The following is a 16,731-nucleotide window of genomic DNA, read 5'->3' as shown; positions in this document are numbered from 1 at the left end:
GTCGGGTATGGCCGTCGCCATTTGGGCTTTGGCCGCTTGCATCGCCGAAAAACTAAAAAGCCACCGGCGCTGCCGGTGGCTCTGGGTGCGTTCCTGACAAAGGATGACCAACTGGGTACTCCCTCTCCCGCACGCGGGAGAGGGAGAAAACAGCGGGCGACGCAAACCTGCAGCTGATGCTTACCCCACCCACTTCCGCGCATTCCGGAACATCCGCATCCACGGGCTGCCACCATCGGCAACCTGTTTCCACGCGTCCGGCGCCCAGCTCATCGTCGCGGCGCGGAATACACGCTCCGGGTGCGGCATCAGCACGGTGAAACGGCCATCGACGGTGGTCACCGAGGTGATGCCATCGGGCGAGCCATTCGGGTTGAGCGGATAGGCCTGCGTGACCGCGCCGTAGTTGTCGACAAAGCGCAGCGCCACGTGGGCCTGGTCGATATTGCCCTGCTGCGAGAAGTCGGCAAACCCTTCGCCGTGGGCGACAACGATCGGGATGCGGCTGCCTTCCATGCCGGCGAAGAAGATCGACGGCGAGGACTGCACTTCCACGGTCACGTAGCGCGCTTCATACTGCTCCGACTGGTTGCGCGTGAACTGGGGCCATGCACCTGCGCCCGGGATGATCGGGGCCAGGTTGCTCATCATCTGGCAGCCATTGCACACGCCCAGCGCGAAAGTGTCCTGGCGGTTGAAGAAGGCCGCGAACTGCTCGGCCATCTGCCCGTTGAACAGGATGGTCTTGGCCCAGCCCTCGCCCGCGCCCAGCACGTCGCCGTAGCTGAAGCCGCCGCATGCGACAAAGCCGGAGAAGTCGGCCAGATTGGCGCGGCCGGCGATCAGGTCGCTCATGTGCACGTCGTGCGCATCGAAGCCGGCGCGGTCCATGCTGTACGCCATTTCGATCTGCGAATTGACGCCCTGCTCGCGCAGGATCGCCACGCGCGGACGCGCGCCAGTGGCGACAAACGGCGCGGCGATGTCCTCCGCCGGATCGAACGTCAGCACCGGGCTGATGCCAGGGTCGGCAGCATCCAGCAGGCGATCGTACTCGCTGTCCGCGCAGGCCGGGTTGTCGCGCAGTCGCGCGATGCGCCAGCTGACTTCGCTCCAGTTGCGCTGCAGGTCCGTACGCGAGGCGCCGAACACTTTCTTGGCATCCCGGTAGATCTCGACCTGGTCGGTGGTGTTGGGCTTGCCGACCACGTGGCTGCACGCCGACAGGCCCGCCTCGCGCAGCACCGCGAACACCGCGTCGCGGTCCTGCATGCGCACTTGCACCACGGCACCCAGCTCTTCCGAGAACAGCGCGCGCAGGGTCTGGTCGTTGCGGCGCTCGGCGATCTGCTGGGCCCAGTTCTTGGCGTCGCCGTAGTCCTGTTCCTGCTGCGGATCCAGCGCCAGCATGTCGACGTTGAGCGAAACACCGCAATGGCCGGCAAAGGCCATTTCGGCCAGCGTGGCCATAAAGCCGCCGTCGGAACGATCGTGGTAGGCCAGCAGCTTGCCTTCGCGGTTCAGGCGCTGGATCACGTTGAAGAAGTTCTTCAGGTCCTCGGCATTGTCCACGTCCGGGGCACTGTCACCGACCTGCTGCATGACCTGCGCCAGGATGCTGCCGGCCATGCGATTCTTGCCGCGGCTCAGGTCGACGGCGATCAGCACGGTGTCGCCGGCGTCGGTGCGCAGTTGCGGCGTCAGCGTGCGGTTGACGTCGTCCACCGCGGCGAAGGCCGAGATGATCAGGGACACGGGCGCCACCACTTCCTTGTTGACGCCTTCATCCTGCCACTTGGTGCGCATCGACAGCGAATCCTTGCCGACGGGGATGCTGATGCCCAGTGCCGGGCACAGTTCCATGCCGACCGCATGCACGGTGTCATAGAGCTTTGCGTCCTCGCCTTCCACGCCGCAGGCCGCCATCCAGTTGGCCGACAGCTTGACCTTGCCCAGGTCCTTGACCGGCGCGGCGGCCAGGTTGGTCAGCGCCTCGCCGATCGCCATGCGGCCCGAAGCCGGCGCGTCGATCACGGCCAGCGGGGTGCGCTCGCCCATGGTCATCGCTTCACCGGCATTGCCCTTGTAGTCGAGCGTGGTCACGGCCACGTCGGCCACCGGCACCTGCCACGGCCCGACCATCTGGTCGCGCGCGTTCATGCCGCCCACGGTACGGTCGCCGATGCTGATCAGGAACGACTTGTTGGCCACGGTCGGATGGCGCAGCACGTCGCGCACGGCCTGCTCCAGGCTGATGCCGGTCACGTCGACGGCCGGCAGCGCCTGCTCGACGCGCTTGACGTCGCGGTGCATGCGCGGCGGCTTGCCAAGCAGCACGTCCATCGGCATATTGACCGCGAAGTGTTCCTTGAGCGCGGCGTCGACTTCGGCGTCGACCAACTGCAGTTGTTTTTCTTCCGTGGCGATGCCGACCACGGCGAACGGCGAACGCTCGCGCTCGCACATGGCCTGGAACTGCGGGAAGCTGTCCGGCGCGATCGCCAGCACATAGCGCTCCTGCGACTCGTTGCACCAGATTTCCGCCGGCGACAGGCCGGACTCTTCCAGGTGCACCTGGCGCAGGTCGAAGCGCGCGCCGCGGTCGGCGCCGTCCACCAGCTCAGGGAAGGCGTTGGAGATGCCGCCCGCGCCGACGTCGTGGATCGACAGGATCGGGTTGGCATCGCCGAGCTGCCAGCAGGCGTTGATCACTTCCTGCGCGCGGCGCTCCATTTCGGGGTTGCCGCGCTGGACCGAATCGAAGTCCAGGTCGGCGGTATTGGTGCCGGTCGCCATCGAGCTGGCGGCGCCGCCACCCATGCCGATGCGCATGCCCGGGCCGCCCAGCTGGATCAGCAGCGTGCCGGCCGGCAGCGGGTTCTTGTGCGTGTGCGAGGCGTCGATATTGCCGATGCCGCCCGCGATCATGATCGGCTTGTGGTAGCCGCGCACGGTGCCGCCCACGTTCTGCTCGTAGACGCGGAAGTAGCCGCCCAGGTTGGCGCGGCCGAATTCGTTGTTGAACGCGGCGCCACCCAGCGGGCCGTCGATCATGATCTGCAGCGGCGAGGCGATGCGGTCGGGCTTGCCGGTCACGCCGGGCTTGTCGTCGGGGTTGCGGTGCGCCACCGGCTGGGCGGCGTCGCGGTCGTTTTCCCACGATTCGACGGCGTCGGGCAGCATCAGGTTGGACACCGTGAAGCCGGTCAGGCCGGCCTTGGGCTTGGCGCCGCGCCCGGTCGCGCCTTCGTCGCGGATTTCACCGCCGGCGCCGGTGGAAGCGCCCGGGAACGGCGAGATCGCGGTCGGGTGGTTGTGCGTCTCCACCTTCATCAGCGTGTGCGTCAGCGCCTCGTGGCGGTCGTACTTGTGGTCGTTGCCGCGCGGGAACCAGCGCTCGGCCACATCGCCTTCCATCACCGCCGAGTTGTCCGAGTAGGCCACGATCGAGCCTTGCGGATTGAGCTGGTGCGTATTGCGGATCATCGCGAACAGCGACTTGTCCTGCTGCACGCCGTCGATGGTCCAGGTGGCGTTGAAGATCTTGTGGCGGCAGTGCTCGCTATTGGCCTGCGCGAACATCATCAGCTCGACGTCGGTCGGGTTGCGCCCCAGCTTGCCGTAGGCATCGACCAGGTAGTCGATCTCGTCCTCGGACAGCGCCAGGCCCATCTCGACGTTGGCCGCGGCCAGCGCGCTGCGGCCGGCGGCGATGTCGATAAAGCGCAGCGGCTTGGCCGGCAGTTCCTGGAACAGGCCGGCCGCCTCGTCACGCGTGGCGACCACGGTCTCGGTCATGCGGTCGAACAGGTGCGCGGCCACGGCGGCGCGGGTGTCCGCGTCCAGCGACTTGCGCCCGCGCAGCAGGCCCTTCTTGCAGATCACGGTGATCTCGATGCCACGCTCGATGCGGTGGATATGCGTGAGGCCGCAGTTATGGGCGATGTCGGTGGCCTTGCTGGCCCACGGCGAGATCGTGCCGAAGCGCGGGATCACCACGAAGCGGTCGCCGTCGGGCTGATCGGCGAACGGTGCGCCGTAGGTCAGCAGCGCCGCCACGCGGGACTGCTCTTCGGCCGACAGCGGCGTCTGTGCGTCGACAAAGTGCAGGAACTGGCCATGCACCGATTCAATATCGGCGTCGATCTGCCGCAGGGCGGTGAGCAGGCGTTGCTGACGGAAGGCGGAAAGCGCCAAAGCGCCGGGGAAGCACGAGAAATGCGCCATGATCGTAGCGGTCGGGAGGCGGTGAGGTAGGGGCTGCTGCTTAGCCGGCACCGCTGCATGGGGTGCCGACTGGCGGGAAACCGCTATTGTACCTTGCCGGCACCCGGATTTTGCACTGCGACATCACGACGGCGCCGTGTTACTCCCCATCATGATAATGCTTATGCGTCACTTTTACCGAATGGACGGCTCAGAGTGACGTCGCCGAGCGCGCGGCCTGCTCGTACAGGCCGGTCAGCACCCGCATCAGCCGGGCGAGCTCCCCGATCTCGGCATTCTCTTCGCTGCCTTCGGTGAAGTTGCTGGTCAGGCATTGTTCGCGGATCTCGCGATAGCGTGCGCAGGCCTCGGCACCGGCCGGGGTGGTCGAATAAGTGGCCTCCTTGCCGACCCGCTCCCCGCTCACCAGCCCCAGCCCCTGCAGCTTCTTCAATGCGTAGGTCACCAGGTGGGTGTCTTCCACGTTCAGCACGAAGCAGATATCGGCCAGCCGCTTGGGCCGGCCGCGATGGTTCACGTGATGCAGCACCAGCACGTCCAGGAAGGTCAGGTCGCGCACCCCCGCCGCCCCCATGCAGCGCACCACCCAGCGGCTGTAGGCGTTGTAAGCGGTATTCAGCCCGAACTCGAACTCGGACAACTCGGGGCTGCGCACCGACACCAGGTGCGAGGACGACACGATATTGGCCCCGGCCGCGCGCGACAGCGCGGTGGCCGGCCTTGCCTTATCGGCAACGGCAGGGGCATCGGCCACGGCGGCGGCGGTATGCCCGCTCTCGGCTGGCTTGCGTGGCATGCGGGAGACTCCTTTCGATGGGACGGCGCTGGCGTGCTAGGTATAAGCCCGGAGCGCGCCCCGGCAATTTTAGCTTGACAGTTTATTGGCGAATTATGAGCATGAACACCTAATAAATACAGGTAAAGCATGAGGGAGGACGCCGGCCACGACTGGCCCTGCGCATGTGCACCGCGCCCTTCCCCGTGCCGGCAGGCGGCCGCCACCATGGCGGTGCCCGCCCCGCCCTCGCACCCCGTTTGCAGACCCATGCCATCCATGCTTCCCGACCTCGACACCCTGAACACCCGCCTGCGCGACGGCGCCACCAGCCGTGCGCAGATCATCGAGCAGGCGGCCGCGCTTGCGGCCGCGCCGGCTGCCGAGGCCGTGTTCCTGCACCGCACCTTCGAGGCCGCGGCCCAGGTCGCGCGCGCAGCCGATGCCGCCGGCCGCGCCGGCAAGGCGCTGCATCCGCTGGCGGGTCTGCCGGTTTCGGTCAAGGACCTTTACGACGTGGCCGGCGAAGTCACCAGCGCAGCCTCGCTGGTGCGCAAGGATGCCGCGCCGGCCACGGCGGACGCCACCGTGGTCGCCCGCCTGCGCGCTGCAGGCGCAGCCCTGGTCGGGCGCACCAACATGACGGAGTTCGTGTTCTCGGGCGTGGGCATCAATCCCCACTACGGCACGCCGGCCAACCCGGCCGGCACCGATGGCGTGGCGCGCATCCCGGGCGGCTCGTCGTCGGGTGCGGCCGTTTCGGTGGCGCTGGGGCTGGCGGTCGCGGCGCTTGGCAGCGACACCGGCGGCTCCATCCGTATCCCCGCCGCGCTGTGCGGCATCACCGGCTTCAAGCCCACCGCGCGGCGCGTGCCGTTGACGGGGGCCTTTCCGCTGTCCTACACGCTCGACACCGCCTGCGCGATGGCGCGCACGGTCAGCGACTGCATTGCCGTGGACAGCGTGATCGCGGACAGCGCAGTGATCCCGCGCGTCACCAACCCCGCCGCGACGCGGCTGGCGATCCCGCGCCAGGTCCTGCTGGACGACCTCGACCCGGTGGTGGCGCGCGCCTTTGACCGCGCGCTGGGCCGGCTGTCGGCCGCCGGCGTGCAGCTGGAGCATGTCGACCTGCCCGAGCTCGGCGAACTGGCGGGCCTGAACGCCCAGGGCGGCTTCAGCTCGGCTGAAGCCTTTGCCATCCACCGCCACCTGCTGGCCGCCCGGCGCGACCTGTACGACCCACGCGTGGCCTCGCGCATCGACCGCGGCGCCAATGTCAGCGCCGCCGACTATATCGACCTGGGCCGCGCCCGGCTGGACTGGATCACCCGCATGGAAGCGCGCCTGGCCCGCTTCGACGCCGTGGTCTGCCCGACCGTGCCGATGGTCGCGCCCGAGATTGCGCCGCTGCGCACCGATGATGCGCAGTTCTTCCGCGTCAATGCCCTGCTGCTGCGCAATACCTCGGCCTTCAATTTCCTTGACGGCTGCTCGATCTCGATGCCCTGCCACGCGCCGGACGAGCTGCCCGTGGGCCTGATGCTGTCGCACGGCCCGATGCGCGATGCCGACCTGCTGGGCACGGCCCTTGCGTTGGAACGCATCGTGCAACCTTCACAGCGCGACGACTGAGCCCTGCCGCCGCGCCGTTGATCTTGCGCCGGCGTGCCCGCCAATGCGGGCGCGACCGGCACCAGGTAGTACGCAACCAGCAGTACCACCGCGCCCCCGCGCGCACACCAGGAGAGATCGAGATGCGAGTCAAGGCAATCGTTGCGGCCGGCCTGATGCTGGCCGCCGTGGCGGCACAGGCGGATACCAAGTGGGACCTGCCGACCGGCTATCCGGCCAGCAACCTGCACACCGAGAACCTGCAGCAGATGGCCAACGACGTGGACAAGGCCACCGGCGGCAAGCTCAAGATCGTGCTGCACCCCAATGGCTCGCTGCTCAAGGCCAACGAGATCAAGCGCGGCGTGCAGACCGGCCAGGTGCAGATGGGCGAGATCCTGATGTCCTTGCTGGCCAACGAGAATCCGGTGTTCGGCGTCGATGCGGTGCCGTTCCTGGCCACCAGCTATGCCGATGCCTACAAGCTGTGGCAGGCCTCGCGCCCGGTCACCGAGAAGGTGCTCGACAAGCAGGGCATGAAGCTGCTGTACGCGGTGGCCTGGCCGCCGCAGGGCATCTATGCCAACAAGCCAATCAATTCGGCCGCGGACATGAAAGGCCTGAAATGGCGCGCGTACAACCCGGCCACCTCGCGCATCGCCGAGCTGGTCAGCGCCCAGCCGGTGACCATCCAGGCTGCCGACCTGGCGCAGGCGCTGGCCACTGGCACGGTCAACTCCTTCATGTCGTCGGGCGCCACCGGCGTCGACACCAAGGTGTGGGAGAGCGTGAAGTACTTCTACACCGTGGACGCCTGGCTGCCCAAGAACATGCTGGTGGTCAGCAAGAAGGCGTTCGCGGCACTGGACAAGCCGACCCAGGAGGCGCTGCTCAAGGCCGTCGCCGACGCCGAGAAGCGCGGCTGGCAGGTGTCGGAGCAAAAGACCAAGGAGTACCTGGCGACCCTGTCGCGCAACGGCATGACGGTGCAGCCGCCGTCGCCGCAGCTCAAGGCCGACATGCAGAAGGTGGGCCAGACCATGGTGGATGACTGGGCCAAGGGCGCGGGCGAGGACGGCAAGGCCATCCTGGACGCCTACCGCAAGTAGGCGGCCTGCCCGCCTCCATGAACTCCCCGCCCTTGCCGCGCAGGCTGGCATGGCGGGGAGCCCCTCCCTCCCTGACGCCGTCCATCATGCCAACTGCCCCCTCCTCCAAGCGCTGGCTCGACCGCCTGCTTGACCTCTTTGCCGTGCTCGGCGCGCTGTGCATCCTCGCCGTCTGCGTGATCATGATCCTGATGTCGCTGTCGCGGGAGACCTCGGTGATCTTCAAGGGTGGCGATGACATCGTCGCCTGGCTGTGCGCGGCGTCCGCCTTCCTGATCCTTGGCCAGACCTTCCAGCATGGCGGCATCGTGCGCGTCGAGATGCTGCTGGGGGCCGTGGGCCCGCGCCGGCGCCGGGTGCTGGAGCTGGTCTCGCTGACCATCTGCCTGGCGTTTGCCGCCTACGCGGCCTGGGCACTGGGCACCTTTGCGTGGCAGAGCTGGGAAATCGGCGATGTCTCGCAGGGCCAGATCGTGATCCCGCTGTGGATTCCGCAGAGCTTCGCGGTGCTTGGCTGCGTCGGCTTCCTGCTGGCGGTCGCCGATGAATGGCTGCGCGTGGTGCGCGGGCACAAGCCGCGCTACCAGGTGGCCCATGAAGAAAAGCTCGCCGCCGGCGATTTCGGGGAGACGGTCTGATGAGCACAGTCGTGGTTGCACTGATCCTGCTGCTGGTGATGATCGTCTTCCTGGCGATCGGCGCGTGGATCCCCGTGGCCATCGCGGTCACCTCATGGGTCGGGCTGGTGGTGTTCTCGGACCGCGAGGCGCTGGTCAGCCTGGCCAACGCATGGTGGTCGTCGAGCGCCTCTTACACGCTGGCGTCGCTGCCCCTCTTTGTCTGGATGGGCGAGATCCTGTTCCGCACCAAGCTGTCCGAGCAGATGTTCAGCGGGCTGTCGCCGTGGCTGAGCTGGCTGCCCGGGCGGCTGATGCACGTCAATATCCTGGGCTGCGGCATCTTCGGCTCGGTGTCGGGGTCGTCAGCCGCCACCTGCGCCACCATCGCCAAGTCGGCGCTGCCGGAACTCACGCGGCGCGGCTACGACGAGCGCACCACGCTCGGCTCACTGTCCTGCGCCGGCACGCTCGGCATCCTGATCCCGCCGTCGATCACGATGGTGGTGTACGCGGTGTCGGCGGACGTGTCGATCATCCGCGTGTTCCTGGCGGGCTTCATACCCGGCCTGCTGCTGATGCTGCTGTTCTCCGGCTACATCGTGGTCTGGGCGCTGGCCAACCCGGACAAGACCCCGCCGTCGGAGCACTTCAACTGGCGTGCGCGGCTGGCATCGATCCGCCAGCTGCTGCCGTGCATCGTGCTGATCGCCTTTATCACCGTGATCATGGTGACCGGCTACTCCACCGCGACCGAGGCCGCAGCCTATGGCGTGGTGGCTTCGCTGGCGCTGGCGTGGGCGGGCGGCTCGCTCACGCGCGCGGCGTTCTGGGACAGCCTGATGTCGGCCACGCGGCTGACCGCGATGATCATGTTCGTGCTGGGCGCGACCTCGTTCCTGTCGGTGACCATGAGCTTTACCGGCATCCCGCGCGCGCTGGCGGAATGGGTGGCGGCGATGCACCTGTCGCCGTGGGCGCTGATTGCCGTGCTGACAGTGATCTACATCGTGCTGGGCACGGCGCTGGACGGCATCTCGATGATCGCGCTGACCACCGCGACGGTGCTGCCGATGGTGCAGGCGGCCGGCTTCGACCTGGTCTGGTTCGGCATCTTCATCGTGCTGCTGGTGGAGATCGCCGAGGTGACGCCACCCGTGGGCTTCAACCTGTTCGTGCTGCAGAGCATGACAGGCAAGGACAGCAACTACATCGCACGGGTCTCGCTGCCCTTTTTCATGATGATGGTGGTGGCGATCGCCATCGTCACGATCTGGCCGGGCGTGGTCACCTGGCTGCCGGACATTGTCATGCAGCAGGAAGTCAAATAGCATTGGCCGGCCCAGCCCGGCCATTTGCTGCCGGCGCGGCAATATGGAGGGTCCCAGTCCGATGCATGTGATCGTCATCGGCGCCGGCGCGATCGGCGTCAGTTCCGCCTGGTACCTGCGGCAGGCCGGTTTCGACGTGACCGTGCTCGAACGCCGCGCCGCGCCGGCGCAGGAAGCCAGCTTCGGCAATGCCGGCGTGATCGCGCCCGGCTACGTCACGCCATGGGCGGCGCCGGGCATGCCCGGCAAGATCCTGCGCACGCTCTTTGCGCGCGAGGCGCCGGTCCTGTTCCGCCCTTCCGCCGACCCGGCCATGTGGCGCTGGATCGCGCGCTGGCTGCGCGAATGCCGGCTGGAGCGCTACCGCGCCAACAAGCTGCGCATGCAGCGGCTGGCGTTCTACAGCCGCGGGTGCCTGCACCGGCTGCGCAGCGAGCTGGAGATCGACTACGAGCAGTCGCAAGGCTACCTGCAGCTGTTCCGCGCCGCGCGCGACCTCGACCTGGCCGCGCCCGCCGTGGCCCTGCTGCGCGAGAACAACGTGTCGCACCGGCTGGTCAGCGCGCAGGAATGCCGCCGCATCGAACCGGGCCTGGCTGCCGACACGCCGCTGGCCGGCGGGCTGCACCTGCCTGAAGACGAATCCGGCAACTGCCCGATGTTCGTGCGCGCGCTGCACCGGCATGCCGAGGCCGCGGGCGTGTCGTTTCGCTTCGACACCCAGGTGGCGCGCGTCAGGCCCGACAACGCGGGCAAGCTGCAGGTCGAGCTGCAGCACTCCGACAAGAAGCGCCTTGGCCAGGTGCTGAGCGCCGACCGCGTGCTGGTCGCGGCCGGCGCCGACAGCACCGCGCTGCTGCGCCCGCTGGGCCTGCGCGTGCCGCTGTATCCGGTCAAGGGCTACTCGGTGACGGTGATGGTCCGCGACGAACTGCAGGCGCCGCTGGGCGCGCTGATGGATGAGTCCTACAAGGTCGCGATCACGCGCATGGGCAACCGCCTGCGCGTGGCCGGCACGGCCGAGCTGGGCTCACGCGCGCTTGATCTGCGGCCGGCCGCCCTGAACACCCTGGTCAAGGTCGCGCGCGACTGGTTCCCGGTGGCCGGCAACTACCAGGAAGCCACGCAATGGGCGGGCGCGCGGCCGATGCTGCCGGACGGGCCGCCGCTGATCGGCCCAACAGCCGTGCCCGGCCTGTTCCTCAACCTCGGCCATGGCTCGACGGGCTGGGCGATGAGCTGCGGATCGGGCAAGATTGCGGCTGACCAGATCGCCGCCAGCGCCGGCACCCATGGTGGCCCGGACATCGACATGGAGGGCCTGCTGCCCGACCGCTACGGCCTGGGGCCGGCAAGATAACCAGACATGACACCCTCTGCCTCTACCGCCACCTCGCCCGCAAGCGGCGACGGCTGGTTTGCACTCGATGCCGCCGCCTCCGCACCGGTTCCGCTGTACGACGTCGCCGCCATCCGCCGCATCGAGAACGCCGCCTTCACGCAACTTCCCGCCTTTACGCTGATGTCGCGCGCCGGCGCCGCGGCCGCGCGCTGGCTGGCCTGCCATGCACCCGCCGGCCCGCTGCTGTTCCTGGCGGGCCCCGGCAATAACGGCGGCGATGCGCTGGTGGCCGCCACGCAATTGCACGGCGCCGGCCGTGCAGTGCAGGTATGGCTGACGGCGGACCCGCAGCACCTGCCCGCCGACGCCGCGACGGCATGGCAGCAAGCGCACGCAGCCGGCGTCCCGGTCAGCGTGGTCGCAGGCATGGCTGCCTCGCATGACGCGGACTGGCCCGCGGGCACCGCTGCGCTCGTCGACGGCCTGCTCGGCATCGGCCTGAACCGCCCCGCCGACGGCACCATGGCGTGGTGGATCGGACAAATCAACCGCAGCGCGCTGCCGGTGTTTGCGCTGGACATCCCCAGCGGCCTGTTCGCCGACACCGGCGCGGGCGCGCCGGCAGTGCGCGCGCAGCGCACGCTGACCTTTATCGCCGCCAAGCCCGGGCTGCTGACGCTGGACGGGCGCGACTGCGCCGGCGAGGTCGATATCGCGCCGATCGGCCTTGACTATCCGCCGGACGAAGCGCCCCATTGCCTGGTAAACGGCCCGGCGCTGTTCAGCACGGCGCTGCCGCGCCGCCACCATGCCAGCAACAAGGGCACGCATGGCTCGCTGGCGGTCATCGGCGGCAACCTGGGCATGACCGGCGCGCCGCTGCTGGGCGCCAGGGCCGCGCAGTTCCTCGGCGCGGGCAAGGTGCATATCGGCTTCCTGGCGCAGCCCGCACCGCTGTTCGATCCGCTGCATCCGGAGCTGATGCTGCATGCCGTGGACGCACTGGCCCTCGCTGCGATGTCGGCGCTGGTGATCGGTCCTGGCATGGGCACGGACGCCAACGCACACAAGCATTTTGCGCGGCTGCTGCAAGCCGCGCCGTTGCCGCGTGTGCTGGATGCCGATGCCCTGAACCTGCTGGCCGCCGATCCGGCGCTGGCCGGGGCCCTGGCCGCCAGCGGCGCGGCTTGCGTGATGACACCGCACCCGCTCGAAGCCGCCCGGCTGATGGGCGTTCCCGTCGCCGAGGTGCAGCGCGACCGGCCCGCTGCTGCCGCGGCACTGGCTGCGCAATGGCAGGCCGTGGTCGTGCTGAAGGGATCGGGCACCGTGATCGCGGCGCCTGACGGCAGTCCATGCACGCTCAACCCGACCGGCAATGCCGCACTTGCCAGCGCCGGCACCGGTGACGTGCTGGCCGGCATGCTGGGGGCGCTGCTGGCGCAAGGCATGGCGCCGCTGGCCGCGGCCCAGGCGGCGGTGTGGATCCACGGGCGTGCCGCCGATGCCCTTGTCGCCCAGGGCACCGGGCCGGCCGGCGTCACCGCAAGCGAACTGTACGCGCCCGCGCGCACCCTCTTCAACCAGTTGCTGGCCGGGACCCGCGCATGATGCGCGGCGCGCTGCTGCGCGATCCCGCCGACCGTCGCCACCTGCTCACCGGCATCGCCCTGCTGGTCATCGGGCAATGGATCCTCAGCCTGCTCGATGCCACCAGCAAGACCCTGACGCAGCAAGGACTGCCGCTGGTGGCCGTGGCATGGGTGCGTTATGTCGGGCATGTGGTCGCGATCTTCCTGCTGCTCGGCCCCGCCGGCTGGCGGCGCCAGTGGCGGCCGGCGAAGCCTGGGCTGCAGTGGCTGCGGGGCGCGCTGATGCTGGTCTCGACGCTGGTGTTCTTCAGCGTGCTGATGCTGATGCCGCTGGCGCAGGCCACGGCACTGAATTTCTGCGCGCCGCTGTTCGTGGTGGCACTGTCGCCGTGGTTGCTGGGCGAGCGCCCCGGGCGCCATGCCCGCTGGATGCGCTGGACCGGTGTGGTGGTCGGCTTTGCCGGCATGCTGGTGGTGGTGCGCCCGGGCGGCCAGCTCAGTCCGCTCGGTGTCGGCCTGGGCCTGGTGTCGGCGCTGGTGTTCGCGCTGATGCAGATGCTGACACGCCGCATTGCCGCGCACGACACACCGATGACCACGCTGATCCAGAGCGGCGTAACCGGCGCCTGCCTGACCACGCTGATCGTGCCCTTCTTCTGGTTCAGCGCCTGGCCTACGCCGATGCAATGTGCACTGCTGTTGTCCGCGGGGATCACCGGATCACTTGGCCATTATTTCGTCATCCGGGCCTTCCAGTACGCGGATGCGTCTTTCCTGAGCCCCTTCCTCTACCTGCAGATCCTGTCCGCGACGGTGATCGGCTACCTGGCCTTCGGCCAGTTGCCCGACTGGACCACCGCAATCGGCATCGGCATCATCTGCCTGGGAGGCTTGTGCGTGGCTGGGGGAGAACCCGTGCTACGCGCCATCGCGGCCCGGCTCGGCGGCGCGCGCCGTCAGACAATGTCCGATACTTAGCCTGCGCCCAGGCTGGTATGTTGCAAGTGGTAACGATATGACGCCGCCGCCAGGCCGGATCCCGGCAGCGCTGACGATATACTTGCAACTCTGCCTTGTGAGCCGGCAACGCCACGCGGCTCGCGCAACATCGATTGTCCTGCATGCCCACTGACCTTCACGCCTGGAACGCCCTGCTGCGGCACCACGACACCCTTCGCGACGCCCAGATGCGCGACGGGTTCGATCGCGAAGGCGCGCAGCGCGTCGCGCAATTCTCGCTGGAAGCCGCCGGGCTCTATCTCGACTACTCGAAGAACCGGATCACGCCCGAAACCATGCGCCTGCTGGTGCAGCTGGCAGCCGAGGCCGGCGTGACCAGACGCCGCGACGCGATGTTCGCGGGCGAGCATATCAACACCACTGAAGACCGCGCGGCCCTGCACGTAGCGCTGCGCGCGACCGCCGGCGCCGGCTACAAGGTCGACGGCGAGCAGGTCATGCCGGCAATCCAGAAGGTGCTGGTACGCATGCGCGATTTTTCGGAACGCGTGCGCAGCGGCGCCTGGAAGGGTGCCACCGGCGAGCGCATCACCGATGTCATCAATATCGGCATCGGCGGCTCCGACCTGGGGCCGCGCATGGTGTGCCGCGCGCTGTCGCACCTGGCCGATGCCGATGGCAATGCCGCGCCGCGCATGCACTTTGTTTCCAACGTCGACGGCACCGACCTGGCCGAGACGCTGGTGCGGCTAGACCCGCAACGGACACTGGTGATCGTCTGCTCCAAGACCTTCACCACGCTGGAAACCATGGCCAACGCGCGCAGCGCGCGCGCCTGGTTTGTCGCCAACGGCGTGGCCGAGCATGACCTTGCCAAGCATTTCGTCGCAGTCTCGACCAATACCGAAGCGGTGCGCGAGTTCGGCATCGACCCGGCCAATATGTTCGAGTTCTGGGACTGGATCGGCGGACGCTTCTCGCTGTGGTCGTCGGTCGGCCTGTCGATCACGCTGGCAGTAGGCTTCAATGCCTTCGCCGACCTGCTGGCCGGCGCGCGCGCCATGGACGAGCACTTCCGCACCGCGCCGCTGGAGCGCAACATGCCGGTGATCCTGGGCATGCTGGGCATCTGGTACCGCAATTTCTGGCATTTGCCGACCAGCTGCATGGCGCCCTACTCCACCTCGCTGGAGCTGTTTCCCGCCTTCCTGCAGCAGCTGGAGATGGAGAGCAACGGCAAGTCAGTGCAGCTTGACGGGCAGCCCGTGCGCACGCATACCTCGCCGGTGGTGTGGGGCACGGCCGGCACCAACGGGCAGCATGCCTACTTCCAGCAGATCCACCAGGGCTCGCAGGTGGTGCCGGTGGATTTTGTCGCGCCGCTGGTGCCGCCGCGCCGGCTGGCAGGCCATCACGCCAAGCTGCTGGCCAACTGCTTTGCGCAGGCCGAGGCGCTGATGCGCGGGCGCAGCGCCGATGAGCTGCGTGCCGCCGGCCTGAAGGACGAAGTCCGCATCGCCCATATGGTGTTCGAGGGCAATCGCCCCAGCAACACCTTGCTGATGGAAAACCTGACGCCGCATGTGCTGGGTGCGCTGATTGCGCTGTATGAGCACCGCACCTTCGTGCAGGGCGTGGTCTGGAAGATCAATTCCTTCGACCAGTGGGGCGTCGAGCTGGGCAAGATCCTGGCCCGACCGATCGAGGCCGAGCTGACCGGGAATGCCGTCGGCCAGCACGATGCCTCCACCACGTCGCTGATCGAGCGCGCCCGCGCGGTGCTGAAGGCGGGCGCCGCCAGCTAGACCTCCGCGCCCATCCATTCATCGCTGGCCACGCGGCCGGCGTCGATGGTCAGGATGCGGCCACAGCGCGCCGCCACCGAGCGGTCATGCGTGACCAGCACCAGCGTTGAGCCGGCATCGCGGTTAAGCTCGAACATCAGCGCGATCACGGCTTCGCCAGTGGCGGTATCGAGGCTGCCGGTGGGCTCGTCGGCAAACAGGATGTCCGGGCGCGCCACGAACGCGCGCGCCAGCGCCACGCGCTGCTGCTCGCCGCCCGACAGCGTGCGCGGATAGTGCCCCAGCCGCGCGCCCAGGCCCACGCGCTGCAGCATGTCCAGGGCGCGCTCGCGCACCTGCGACGTTTCGCCGCGCAGCTCCAGCGGCAGCATCACGTTTTCCAGCGCGGTCAGGTGGCCGACCAGCTGGAACGACTGGAACACAAAGCCGACATGGCGGCCCCGCACGGCGGCGCGCTGGTCCTCGTCCAGCGCGAACAGGTCCTGGCCCTGCAGCCGTACCGTGCCCGTGCTGGGCAGGTCCAGCCCCGCCAGCAGCCCGAGCAGCGTCGACTTGCCCGATCCGGACGCCCCCACGATGGCGAGCGTTTCGCCCGGCGTGACGGAAAAGGTCACGTCGTGCAAAATCGTCAGCGAACCGGTCGTGTCGGCAACGGTCTTTCCGAGGGACTCGACAGCGAGAATGGAAGAAGACATGGATATTGGGATCCGAGGCAAATGGCGCCGGCTGCTGCTGGCAACCGGCATGGCACTGACGATATCGGCCGGGGCCTCAGCCCAGGCTGCGGCCCCGGCACTGCTGGTGCTTGGCGACAGCCTCTCCGCCGAGTACGGCATCGCGCGCGGCGCGGGCTGGGTTACGCTGCTGCAGGACCGCCTGCGGCAGGAGCGCTTCGATTATAGCGTTGTCAATGCCAGCATCAGCGGCGAGACCACCATCGGCGGCAAGACGCGGCTGCCGGAGCTGCTGTCGCGGCACCGCCCGGCCATCGTGGTGGTGGAGCTTGGCGCCAACGACGCGCTGCGCGGATTGCCGCTGCAGACCACCGAGGCCAACCTGCGCAACATCGTCAGCACGGCACAGAAGGCCGGCGCGGGCGTGCTGCTGATCGGCATGCGCATCCCACCCAACTACGGGCAGGACTACACCGAGAAGTTCGTCTCGCTGTATCCGAAGCTGGCCGGCGAGTACAAGGTGCGGCTGGTGCCGTTCTTCCTCGACAAGGTCATCGCGCGGCAGGACTGGTTCCAGCCCGACCGCATCCACCCGACCGCCGCGGCACAGCCGGCGCTGCTCGATACGGTGTGGCCGCAGCTCAAGCCGATGCTCAAGCGTGGCACGAAGTAAGCATAAATAAAA

General features: G+C 68.3%; 12 protein-coding genes. 9 read left to right on the top strand and 3 right to left on the bottom strand.

Annotated features, from left to right (window positions below):
- Positions 1-180 precede the first annotated feature (180 nt).
- Positions 181-4,227: a phosphoribosylformylglycinamidine synthase gene (gene purL / locus AC3WLF_RS17740; protein WP_492320152.1), complete on the bottom strand. Its 4,047-nt coding sequence runs from the start codon at positions 4,225-4,227 to the stop codon at positions 181-183.
- Positions 4,228-4,417: 190 nt separating this feature from the next.
- Complete coding sequence (locus AC3WLF_RS17735) at positions 4,418-5,023, bottom strand: winged helix DNA-binding protein (protein WP_492320151.1); 606 nt, start codon at positions 5,021-5,023, stop codon at positions 4,418-4,420.
- 249 nt (positions 5,024-5,272) lie between these two features.
- Here AC3WLF_RS17735 and AC3WLF_RS17730 point away from each other — a divergent pair, with 249 nt between their 5' ends.
- The 8 genes from AC3WLF_RS17730 to pgi all read left to right on the top strand — a co-directional run bounded on the left by AC3WLF_RS17730 (position 5,273) and on the right by pgi (position 15,372).
- Positions 5,273-6,637, top strand: a complete 1,365-nt coding sequence (locus AC3WLF_RS17730) for an amidase (protein ID WP_492358567.1) — start codon at positions 5,273-5,275, stop codon at positions 6,635-6,637.
- A 122-nt stretch (positions 6,638-6,759) separates the two neighbouring features.
- Positions 6,760-7,725: a TRAP transporter substrate-binding protein gene (locus tag AC3WLF_RS17725; RefSeq protein WP_492320149.1), complete on the top strand. Its 966-nt coding sequence runs from the start codon at positions 6,760-6,762 to the stop codon at positions 7,723-7,725.
- 86 nt (positions 7,726-7,811) lie between these two features.
- A complete protein-coding gene (locus AC3WLF_RS17720) occupies positions 7,812-8,363 on the top strand; it encodes a TRAP transporter small permease subunit (protein WP_492351961.1) in 552 nt (183 codons plus the stop codon).
- On the top strand, positions 8,363-9,673 hold the full coding sequence (locus AC3WLF_RS17715) for a TRAP transporter large permease (RefSeq protein WP_010810067.1): 1,311 nt from the start codon (positions 8,363-8,365) through the stop codon (positions 9,671-9,673). Before AC3WLF_RS17720 ends, AC3WLF_RS17715 begins: the two co-directional genes overlap by 1 nt.
- 61 nt (positions 9,674-9,734) lie before the next feature.
- Entirely contained in the window at positions 9,735-11,033 is a 1,299-nt protein-coding gene (locus AC3WLF_RS17710; protein ID WP_492320262.1) for a D-amino acid dehydrogenase, read from the top strand.
- Between the two features lie 6 nt (positions 11,034-11,039).
- Positions 11,040-12,626: an NAD(P)H-hydrate dehydratase gene (locus tag AC3WLF_RS17705; RefSeq protein WP_492320147.1), complete on the top strand. Its 1,587-nt coding sequence runs from the start codon at positions 11,040-11,042 to the stop codon at positions 12,624-12,626.
- Positions 12,623-13,585, top strand: a complete 963-nt coding sequence (locus AC3WLF_RS17700) for a DMT family transporter (RefSeq protein ID WP_492351959.1) — start codon at positions 12,623-12,625, stop codon at positions 13,583-13,585. The genes AC3WLF_RS17705 and AC3WLF_RS17700 overlap by 4 nt, the downstream gene beginning before the upstream one ends.
- A gap of 143 nt (positions 13,586-13,728) precedes the next feature.
- Entirely contained in the window at positions 13,729-15,372 is a 1,644-nt protein-coding gene (gene pgi, locus AC3WLF_RS17695) for a glucose-6-phosphate isomerase (protein WP_492320145.1), read from the top strand.
- Here the strand turns inward: pgi and AC3WLF_RS17690 are convergent.
- Entirely contained in the window at positions 15,369-16,067 is a 699-nt protein-coding gene (locus AC3WLF_RS17690; RefSeq protein WP_340526528.1) for an ABC transporter ATP-binding protein, read from the bottom strand. The two genes, pgi and AC3WLF_RS17690, sit on opposite strands and share 4 nt — an antisense overlap.
- Here AC3WLF_RS17690 and AC3WLF_RS17685 point away from each other — a divergent pair.
- Positions 16,066-16,719 carry an arylesterase gene (locus tag AC3WLF_RS17685; protein ID WP_492320144.1) on the top strand — a complete coding sequence of 218 codons (654 nt, stop codon included), beginning with the start codon at positions 16,066-16,068 and terminating at the stop codon, positions 16,717-16,719. The two genes, AC3WLF_RS17690 and AC3WLF_RS17685, sit on opposite strands and share 2 nt — an antisense overlap.
- Positions 16,720-16,731 lie beyond the last annotated feature (12 nt).

The organism is Cupriavidus sp. FW306-01-F10A (assembly GCF_058782785.1).
The sequence above is the reverse complement of the archived record's forward strand: the minus strand, read 5'-3'. Positions and strand labels throughout refer to the sequence as shown.

Coding starts and splice junctions, on each gene's coding strand:
- AC3WLF_RS17725 (WP_492320149.1), top strand. CDS start 6,760: ATGCGAGTCAAGGCAATCGTTGCGGCCGGCCTGATGCTGGCCGCCGTG.
- AC3WLF_RS17735 (WP_492320151.1), bottom strand. CDS start 5,023: ATGCCACGCAAGCCAGCCGAGAGCGGGCATACCGCCGCCGCCGTGGCC.
- AC3WLF_RS17685 (WP_492320144.1), top strand. CDS start 16,066: ATGGATATTGGGATCCGAGGCAAATGGCGCCGGCTGCTGCTGGCAACC.
- AC3WLF_RS17700 (WP_492351959.1), top strand. CDS start 12,623: ATGATGCGCGGCGCGCTGCTGCGCGATCCCGCCGACCGTCGCCACCTG.
- AC3WLF_RS17720 (WP_492351961.1), top strand. CDS start 7,812: ATGCCAACTGCCCCCTCCTCCAAGCGCTGGCTCGACCGCCTGCTTGAC.
- pgi (WP_492320145.1), top strand. CDS start 13,729: ATGCCCACTGACCTTCACGCCTGGAACGCCCTGCTGCGGCACCACGAC.
- AC3WLF_RS17690 (WP_340526528.1), bottom strand. CDS start 16,067: ATGTCTTCTTCCATTCTCGCTGTCGAGTCCCTCGGAAAGACCGTTGCC.
- AC3WLF_RS17705 (WP_492320147.1), top strand. CDS start 11,040: ATGACACCCTCTGCCTCTACCGCCACCTCGCCCGCAAGCGGCGACGGC.
- purL (WP_492320152.1), bottom strand. CDS start 4,227: ATGGCGCATTTCTCGTGCTTCCCCGGCGCTTTGGCGCTTTCCGCCTTC.
- AC3WLF_RS17715 (WP_010810067.1), top strand. CDS start 8,363: ATGAGCACAGTCGTGGTTGCACTGATCCTGCTGCTGGTGATGATCGTC.
- AC3WLF_RS17730 (WP_492358567.1), top strand. CDS start 5,273: ATGCCATCCATGCTTCCCGACCTCGACACCCTGAACACCCGCCTGCGC.
- AC3WLF_RS17710 (WP_492320262.1), top strand. CDS start 9,735: ATGCATGTGATCGTCATCGGCGCCGGCGCGATCGGCGTCAGTTCCGCC.